This window comes from Thermostichus sp. MS-CIW-36 (assembly GCF_054059035.1).
In genome coordinates this window covers 1-6380 of the sequence record NZ_JBSSBR010000054.1, presented here as the reverse complement: position 1 = coordinate 6380, position 6380 = coordinate 1, and the positions used below count along the sequence as shown (strand labels likewise).

Genomic DNA, 6380 nt, shown 5'->3' with positions numbered 1-6380 from the left:
CAGCCGATGAACACGAATCTGTCGCGCTTGAGCCAGTCATCGACGATGTCGAACCATCCTCGCTCCTGACGCACGCGCCCTACCGCTATGGTCATCTGAACTACTCCTTAAAGACATCTAAATGAATGAGGACGTTAATGAAACTACAAAGTTTGCTTCTTCGAAGCAAGAGCGGAGCCTAGGTATAAAGACTCAACCCTCGGGTCTTTTGCCTCAGTTTCTTTGAACGGCTCTTTGGCGAGAACTGCCTGGGAACTTTCCAGTGGGTTAGAATTCCCAGCGCTCCAAGACCCTATCGAGAACCGTTTCCAGGGCTCACGAGGCCCAACAGAGCATTCGAGAGCCACCGGACAAGTTTTACGGCTGTAGGCATTACGATTTAGCCTATGCCGGTAAAGACTTGTAAATTGCTTTCATTATAGAGGTGGATAGCCGGATCTTATCAAGTCCAAGAGAACGCCTGTTTTTCCAGGAGCTAGGTTTGGGTCGCTACACCGCTGGAGTGAAGGCCAGGGCTTGGGATCCGATATCCTGAGAAGGCGATGTAACCCATGTGCGAGGAATCTAATCTATGGCTGGCGAGATCTTCACCACTGCTGGACTCTGCATTGTGCTGACCCTGGTGGGTGTGGCGCTTGGATACGGGATCCTGAGGGTGACCCAAGGGGGGGCAGAGTGAGGGTTCTCCAAAAGCCCTCCCTTCAGTTGTCGGGGGTTTCTCCCGATCCCGCTCGGCCCTTGTCACAGCCTCGTGTCAATTGGCCACCTGGATGTGAAGTGGGTGACGAAAAGATGATAGGCCCATGAAGATTTGTGTTGTTGGCGCCGGGGCGGTGGGAAGCCATCTGGCCGTTTGCCTGGCCCGGTCGGGCTTCCCTGTCAGTGTTGTGGCGCGTGGAGCTCACCTGCAGGCCATCCGCACCCAAGGTCTGAAGCTCATCCGGCAGGGGGATCCCTCCCAAACCTGGGTGGAGCACTTGACGGCCACCGACGACCCGGCTGCCCTTGGCCCACAGGACTGGCTGATAGTGACGGTCAAGGCCCACAGCTTGCCGCAGCTTGCCCCTCGACTGGGATCCCTGTGTGGCCCCGACACCCCCATTGTGATTGCCCAGAATGGTATCCCCTGGTGGTACTTCTACCGGCATGGCGGCGAGTTTGAGGGGCATTCCCTGACTTCCGTGGATCCAGAAGGGGTTATCGCTGCCCATCTGCCGATAGAGCGGGTGATTGGCTGTGTGGTGTATATCGCCGTGCAGTTGGCAGAGCCGGGAGTGGTCTTGCACACAGGGGGTGGGCGCTACATTCTGGGGGAGCCGGATGGATCCCTGTCAGGGCGGTTGCAGTCCTTGGCCGCCATCTTTGAACAGGCGCAGCTTTCCACCACCCTCACCTCGCAGATTCGGGCCGAGATCTGGCAGAAACTGTGGGGCAATGCCGCCTTCAATCCCATCAGCGCCCTCACCCGGGCTGCTCAAGATGAAATTGCCCAATACCCACCCACCCGTGCTTTGGTTCGGTCGGTGATGCAGGAAGTTGAGGCTGTGGCCCAAGCTCTAGGGATCCGGCTGCCGGTCTCTTTGGAAGAGCGGCTAGAAGATGCAGCCCGCGTGGGATCCCATCGCACCTCGATGCTGCAGGATGTTGAGCTGGGGCGACGGACGGAGATCGAGGCCATTGTGGGAGCCATCACCGAGTTGGGGCGTTTGGTGGGCGTGCCCACTCCCCATTTGGATACTCTGTATGCTTGCGTCAAGCTGCTGGAGAGCTCTCTTTAGGCTCTTGCAGGGAGCGGTAGGGTCGCTACCGAACGGCAGAGAAACGATTCGTTTGCTGGATCCCAGGCTCCCCCCTGGGGAAGTGGCTCGAACTCTAGAATGGCTGTAGCGTCGAACTGACGAGGAAGCTGAAGGTAGCTGTCCATTTTTCTCCGACTCAACCCAACTGAAATCACAGCATTTGAATTAGCAAATGATGATCGAAAACTCCATCGTGCTCATCACCGGAGCCAGTAGCGGCATTGGGGCCGCTTGTGCCACCCTTTTTGCCCGTTCTGGAGCCCGCCTGATTCTGGTGGCCCGCCGTCAGGATCGGCTGCAGGAACTGGCTGGGGAATTGCAGCAGGCTTACGGCACTCCTTCCTACCTGCTGGCTTTGGATGTGCGGGATGGGGCAGCCGTGCAGCAGGCGCTTCAATCTTTGCCCTCGCCGTGGGCCAACATCGACATCTTGATCAACAATGCCGGTTTAAGTCGTGGCTTGGACAAGCTCCACATGGGGGCCTTGCAAGATTGGGAAGAGATGATCGATACCAACCTCAAGGGTCTGCTCTATGTTACCCGCGCCGTTTTGCCCGGCATGGTGGAGCGAGGTCGAGGCCATGTGGTGAACATCGGCTCCATTGCCGGTCGGCAGACCTACCCAGGTGGCGCTGTGTATTGCGCTTCTAAGGCCGCCGTGCGGGCCATCTCCGAGGGGCTGAAGCTGGATTTACTGGGCACCCCCATTCGCGTCACCGAGATTCAGCCGGGCCTGGTGGAAACCGAGTTCAGCCAAGTGCGCTTCCGTGGGGATCGCGCCCGTGCGGCAGCAGTGTATCAGGGCCTCACCCCCTTGACGGCGATGGATGTGGCTGAAGTGGTGGTGTTTGCGGCAACCCGTCCCCCCCACGTGAACATCAGCGAGATCTTGCTTGTGCCCACCGACCAAGCCAGTACCACCCTCGTACATCGTCGATAAGAGGCCGGCAACCGGGCTTTCGCCTCCACTCTTGCTTCCCTGAGCGACAATGGCAGCAAAGGTGGTGGGAACATGGGACTGGAAGCCGGGATCCTGATCGGGTTGGGAATCGGTTTGCTTTGCACGTTGCTCCTGCTGTGGCAGACTCGGCGCCGTTTCAGATGCGAATTGCAGCGGTTGGGATCCCTGGTGCATCTGGCCATGCCCCTCCACTCCCTGGAACAGATGCTCAGCTTGCTCAGCCGTCATCTTCGCCAACAAGATCTGGATTGGGCCAACCAAAAACAGCAACTGCAAAACTGGCAATACCTGGGTCAGCGGCTCCCTTGGGGATATCTGCGGGTGGACGAAAACAACGTGGTGCTGGAGTGCAATCCTGCCGCCCAGCGTCTGCTGCGCATCAGCCAATGGCAGCCGGGCATCAAGCTCTTGCTGGAATGGGTGCGCTCCTACGAGTTGGATCAGCTCATCGAGGCTACCCGCCGACAGGAGACCGCTGCTCCTGTCCAAAGTCGCGAATGGATTTTCTACCCTTCCGGTGGGGATGGCAAACCGATTCCGCTGCGGGCTTGGGGGTTGCTCCTGCCGCAAGCGCACGTGGCCATTTTTTTAGAAGACCGGCTGGAAGCAAAAATGCTGGCCCAACAGCGGGATCGCTGGGCTTCGGATGTGGCTCACGAGCTGAAAACCCCCCTCACCTCCATTCGCTTGCTGGCCGAAACTTTACAAAGCCGGGTCGATGCCGCTCAGGCAGTCTGGGTAGAACGATTGCTGAATGAGACTCTGCGCCTGAGCCGTTTGGTTCAAGACTTGCTCGAACTCAGTGCCCTCAATCTGGGAGCCGCATCCCGCTCTCAGTGGCGCTGGGTGGATCTGGCAAGTCTGGTGCAGGAAGCCTGGCAAAGTTTGGAGCCGTTGGCCAAACCCCGCCACCAGGAACTGCACCTGAGGGGATCGTCCCAGATCTATCTCTGGGGGGATGAGCAACGCCTATACCGCCTCATCCTCAATCTCTTGGACAACGCCGTCAAGTATGGCAAGCCCGACTCTCCTATCCATGTGGTGCTTTCGGAGCAGGGATCCCAGGTGCGGCTAGAGGTGTACGACCACGGCCCCGGCCTGCCAGAAGATCAATTTGAGTTGGTCTTTCAGCCCTTTTACCGCACCGACACTGCGCGGGCCCGCAGCAAAGGCGGAACCGGCCTAGGGCTGGCAATTGTGCGGCAGATTGTCGAGGTTCATGGGGGCACCATCCAATTGCGCAATCACCCACAAACCGGTGGGCTGTGGGTTCAGGTGGAACTGCCCCGGAAGCACTTGGATCCCTTGTGAAGCCTATCCGAAAACGCTCGCATCAGTGGCCTGCAGCCGGAGTCTGGCCGAGAATCGCTCAAGATTTCCCTGCTGCAGGGCTATCCATCTCAGGGGTGATCCCCTAGAATTGGGGTAGGTAATCCTTACAGTTCATCTTAAGCAGGCATTCGGAATGGGCACCGACTATCATTCCGCGGACTTGTTGTCCGAACGGGAGCTGCAGGTCATTGAGTTGATTGCAGCAGGACTGACCAATCAGGACATCGCGGAACGCCTAGAGATCAGCAAGCGCACCGTTGACAATCACATCAGCAATATTTTGAGCAAGACCCGAACGGCAAATCGGGTGGCCTTAGTACGCTGGGCCTTGCAATGGGGAAAGATTTGCCTGGATCAGGTAAACTGCTGCACTTTGGTCGATGACAAAATTGCTTAGTCCCATCCCATTTTGCCGGTCAAGTGTCCAGCAAAGAGTGTTGAGCGGGGGGGTTTTGGTGACTGTATTGCCCAGAAGTTATAGTCATTTCAATGAGGAATGAAACTGTTCCGTTGCAGTGCTTCCTAGCTCTTCTCTCTCTTAGGGAGAGCGATTGGGGGGCTCGCGGAAGTGATGCGGAGCATTTGGGCGACACCGCGGAGTAGTTAGGAAGCGTCTTAATCTAACTTGAAGTGACTATACTTGAGTTGTTTTGAGCTACGTTGATTGGGTTGTCATACGTGAGCGTCCCCAAGCTGAAACGCTACGCTGTTCGCTACGATTCTATGCCCCTGATGGTTTATCGGGAATTGGCTGCCCATTTGGCTTGTGTTTCAGGGGTGAAAACGGAGCTGGAGTGGAAAAAAAACTCCACCTTTCGCTACCAAGACAGCCAAATAGAGGCATTGCATATTCATCAAGAACCCGATGCCGACATAGAACAAATTAAGCGTATTCTTGACCACTATGGAGCGTGGCAGTATAGCCCCTTAGAAGACTAGCTCTCTCTGCAACCCAAAAGGGATCCCTAGGGATAGGGATCCCCGGATGATTCCTCTGCAAGGTCTGGGAAAAACCAGTTCAGCGAGCAGCTTGGCCTTGGGCAGGCAGGTGCAGCTTACGAGCCAGGCCCAATCTCGCCAACAGCCAAATGGCCCAGTAGGTCATGTCGATCTCCCACCAACGCAAACCGGCCTTAACGCACTTCGGGTCGGCATGATGGTTGTTGTGCCAGCCTTCACCATAGGTTAGAATGGCCGCCCACCAAAGGTTACGGGCATTGTCGTTGCTCTCGAAAGTCCGGTAACCCCAGAAGTGGCTGGCCGAGTTGATTAACCAGGTGCAATGCAGTAGCAGCACTGTCCGCACGAAGATACCGTACACGACGAATGACCAGCCCCCCAGCAGGTAGAGTATTGCAGCCAACGGCAGTTGCAAAAGCAGAGCATACCTATCCAGCCAGCGGTAGAAGGGATCCCGAGCCAAGTCGGGCGCAAAGGCAGAATACTTCTCAGGGTTGAAAAATTCTTCGCGGTGGTAGATCAGCCAGAGTATGTGGCTCCACCAAAAGCCCTTACGAGCAGAATAGGGATCCTTCTCCTCGTCTTCGGTGAAGGCGTGGTGCTGACGATGGCCGCCCACCCAAAAGATCGGCCCCCCTTGAACGGCCAGGGCACCGAGAGTCGTGAAGACATATTCCAGCCACTTGGGCACCTGGAAACTACGATGGCTGAGCAGGCGGTGGTACCCCAAGCAGATGCCTAAGCTGCCGAAACACCAGTGGAGAAATAGGGCTACTCCCAGAGCGGGCCAGGAGAAGAAGAAAATGCCTCCCACCAAAGCCACCACGTGAAAAATGGCAAAGAAGAGCACATGTTCCCAAGCAAACCGAAAGGACTCTTGGGGCTCGGGCCGATTGAGCGGAGCGGGATGATTCAGCGATTGGCGAGAAAAAGAAGTGGTCATGAACCCACAAAACCTCAGAAGAAGAAGTAGACTAGACTGACTAGGAAAGAGCCAAAACACAAAGCCCAAGTTAAGGCCGCCGGATAACAGCGGCCCAACGTGAAAACGGAGTCAAACCCCTGAAGACACCGCCATAGCCAGCGGTGACTTGCTATGTGCTCCGCTGTGATGAACTTGGCTACACAGGAAGAAGAGGAGCAGAGGCAACGCTGCCGACATCCTCTCGCTTGACATTAAGCCTAGCGGTATTCCACCGTAAATGCAAGCGTCACTTGCAGCCCGCCGCAATTCTTCAGCTAGAAATCGCAGGAGCCCCGCACTGTACCCGTAGGGTCAGTGTCGGGAGGAATGCGGAAGTTATGATAGAACCATGACCCAAGTCCTG

The 6380-nt window shown here is 56.6% G+C and carries 7 protein-coding genes; 6 read left to right on the top strand and 1 reads right to left on the bottom strand.

What is annotated here, in order from left to right; translation table 11 throughout:
- Positions 1-571: 571 nt before the first annotated feature.
- The 6 genes from petM (at position 572) to ACVWVQ_RS14105 (ending at position 5031) form a co-directional block, all read left to right on the top strand.
- Positions 572-679, top strand: coding sequence for a cytochrome b6-f complex subunit PetM (gene petM, locus ACVWVQ_RS14130; RefSeq protein WP_011432492.1), 108 nt, complete (start codon positions 572-574; stop codon positions 677-679).
- A 124-nt stretch (positions 680-803) separates the two neighbouring features.
- Positions 804-1778, top strand: coding sequence for a ketopantoate reductase family protein (locus tag ACVWVQ_RS14125; RefSeq protein WP_457509074.1), 975 nt, complete (start codon positions 804-806; stop codon positions 1776-1778).
- Positions 1779-1971: 193 nt separating this feature from the next.
- A complete protein-coding gene (locus ACVWVQ_RS14120; protein WP_457392662.1) occupies positions 1972-2739 on the top strand; it encodes an SDR family oxidoreductase in 768 nt (255 codons plus the stop codon).
- Positions 2740-2811: 72 nt separating this feature from the next.
- On the top strand, positions 2812-4071 hold the full coding sequence (locus ACVWVQ_RS14115) for a sensor histidine kinase (protein WP_457509072.1): 1260 nt from the start codon (positions 2812-2814) through the stop codon (positions 4069-4071).
- 154 nt (positions 4072-4225) lie between these two features.
- Entirely contained in the window at positions 4226-4489 is a 264-nt protein-coding gene (gene pedR, locus ACVWVQ_RS14110) for a photosynthetic electron transport-dependent transcriptional regulator PedR (protein ID WP_011432496.1), read from the top strand.
- Between the two features lie 281 nt (positions 4490-4770).
- Positions 4771-5031, top strand: coding sequence for a hypothetical protein (locus ACVWVQ_RS14105; protein WP_414343320.1), 261 nt, complete (start codon positions 4771-4773; stop codon positions 5029-5031).
- 79 nt (positions 5032-5110) lie between these two features.
- Here the strand turns inward: ACVWVQ_RS14105 and ACVWVQ_RS14100 are convergent, their stop codons facing one another.
- The gene (locus tag ACVWVQ_RS14100; protein WP_414523215.1) at positions 5111-5995 is read right to left on the bottom strand and encodes an acyl-CoA desaturase; all 885 of its coding nucleotides are present in this window, start codon (positions 5993-5995) and stop codon (positions 5111-5113) included.
- Between the last annotated feature and the right edge of the window lie 385 nt (positions 5996-6380).

Excerpts from the sequence above, each read along its gene's own strand:
- petM (WP_011432492.1), top strand. The coding sequence starts at position 572 with ATGGCTGGCGAGATCTTCACCACTGCTGGACTCTGCATTGTGCTGACC.
- ACVWVQ_RS14125 (WP_457509074.1), top strand. The coding sequence starts at position 804 with ATGAAGATTTGTGTTGTTGGCGCCGGGGCGGTGGGAAGCCATCTGGCC.
- ACVWVQ_RS14120 (WP_457392662.1), top strand. The coding sequence starts at position 1,972 with ATGATGATCGAAAACTCCATCGTGCTCATCACCGGAGCCAGTAGCGGC.
- ACVWVQ_RS14115 (WP_457509072.1), top strand. The coding sequence starts at position 2,812 with ATGGGACTGGAAGCCGGGATCCTGATCGGGTTGGGAATCGGTTTGCTT.
- pedR (WP_011432496.1), top strand. The coding sequence starts at position 4,226 with ATGGGCACCGACTATCATTCCGCGGACTTGTTGTCCGAACGGGAGCTG.
- ACVWVQ_RS14100 (WP_414523215.1), bottom strand. The coding sequence starts at position 5,995 with ATGACCACTTCTTTTTCTCGCCAATCGCTGAATCATCCCGCTCCGCTC.